1 protein-coding gene and 1 rRNA gene are annotated in these 1334 nt (G+C 56.6%); one reads left to right on the top strand and one right to left on the bottom strand.

Annotated elements, in window-relative coordinates; all coding sequences use genetic code 11:
* A partial coding sequence (locus DQ353_RS21905; protein WP_181578551.1) for a hypothetical protein occupies positions 1-555 on the top strand: 555 nt, incomplete at its 5' end.
* A gap of 703 nt (positions 556-1258) precedes the next feature.
* Here DQ353_RS21905 and rrf read toward each other — a convergent pair.
* Positions 1259-1334, bottom strand: a 5S ribosomal RNA gene (gene rrf / locus DQ353_RS22775); the annotation flags it as partial.

Raw genomic sequence — 1334 nt, 5'->3', positions numbered from 1 at the left:
ACGACGGTCTCCACCCTGGAATCCGCCACGGTCTTCGCGAGGCTTGAAGCCACCTTCACGACGGTCTCCACCCTGGAATCCGCCACGGTCTTCACGGGGCTTGAAGCCACCTTCACGACGGTCTCCACCCTGGAATCCGCCACGGTCTTCGCGAGGCTTGAAGCCACCTTCACGACGGTCTCCACCCTGGAATCCACCGCGGTCATTACCGCCGCGGAATCCGCCACGGTCTTCACGGGGCTTGAAGCCACCTTCACGGCGATCTCCACCCTGGAATCCACCGCGATCTTCACGGGGCTTGAAGCCGCCTTCACGGCGATCTCCACTCTGGGATCCACCGCGGTCGTTGCCGCCACGGAATCCACCGCGATCTTCACGGGGCTTGAAGCCACCTTCACGACGGTCTCCACCCTGGAATCCACCGCGATCTTCACGCGGCTTGAAACCACCGGCATTGCGATCGTCGCCACCGCGACGGAAGCCTCCGCTATTGTTCGACTTAGAATCATTCCGGTCGCGGTTGTCCTTCGACCCGAAGCCCTTGTTTTCGTTTGACACTAGATGTGTTCCTCTCAAAAGGGTCTTCAGTTTTGGACCCCACGCATGAATCAGTGGACCACCGCATCTCACGGAAGCCCACGCTAAAATCTTTTTGCCCTCACCAGGGCATTGAACGCCTGCATCTATCTTAGTCGAGGCTACCCAGTCGCCTCCGTGATTTACACCAATAGTGCGCAACGCAACTGATCCATACTACGGCAACAGAATGCCAACCATCTCGACGAATACTCGTCCACCCGGCCCTTCTGGAGCCAAACTGCCAATCACGCGTATCCGAGAGACCGCTCGGGATCATAAGCGCAGAGCCGCCCCGAACAATCAGATGAATTGATTCACCTAGCTCGGAAACTGGTATCCGGTCAGGACATACAAATTGAGGTGAGAGTTACTTTGGGCTGTGGCAGCTATCGTCACACACATCATTTGGTGACTCTCCGCTTTTCCCTAATGACATCAGCCCGTGCCAGCACGGTTAGTAGAGTTCGCGACGCTACGGCGTAAACGACCATGCACCGGGAAGCTTAAGCGCAGGAATAGGCGGATCTGGATTCAGAATATTCACTAAACGCGCTCAAAAAGGCGCTGTGGCAAATGAACGATGGCTTCTTCGCTGCCAAAACACGTTTTTTGCTTCATTAAAGGGTGCTTAAACATCGGAACCCCTGAACAATGATGTTCAGGGGTTCCGGGACGGATTGTCCGGCGGTGACCTACTCTCCCACACCCTCCCGAGTGCAGTACCATCGGCGCGGTGGGTCTTAGCTTCCGGGTTC

The organism is Arthrobacter sp. AQ5-05, assembly GCF_003287975.1.
GTDB lineage: Bacteria > Actinomycetota > Actinomycetes > Actinomycetales > Micrococcaceae > Paeniglutamicibacter.
The sequence above is the reverse complement of the archived record's forward strand: the minus strand, read 5'-3'. Positions and strand labels throughout refer to the sequence as shown.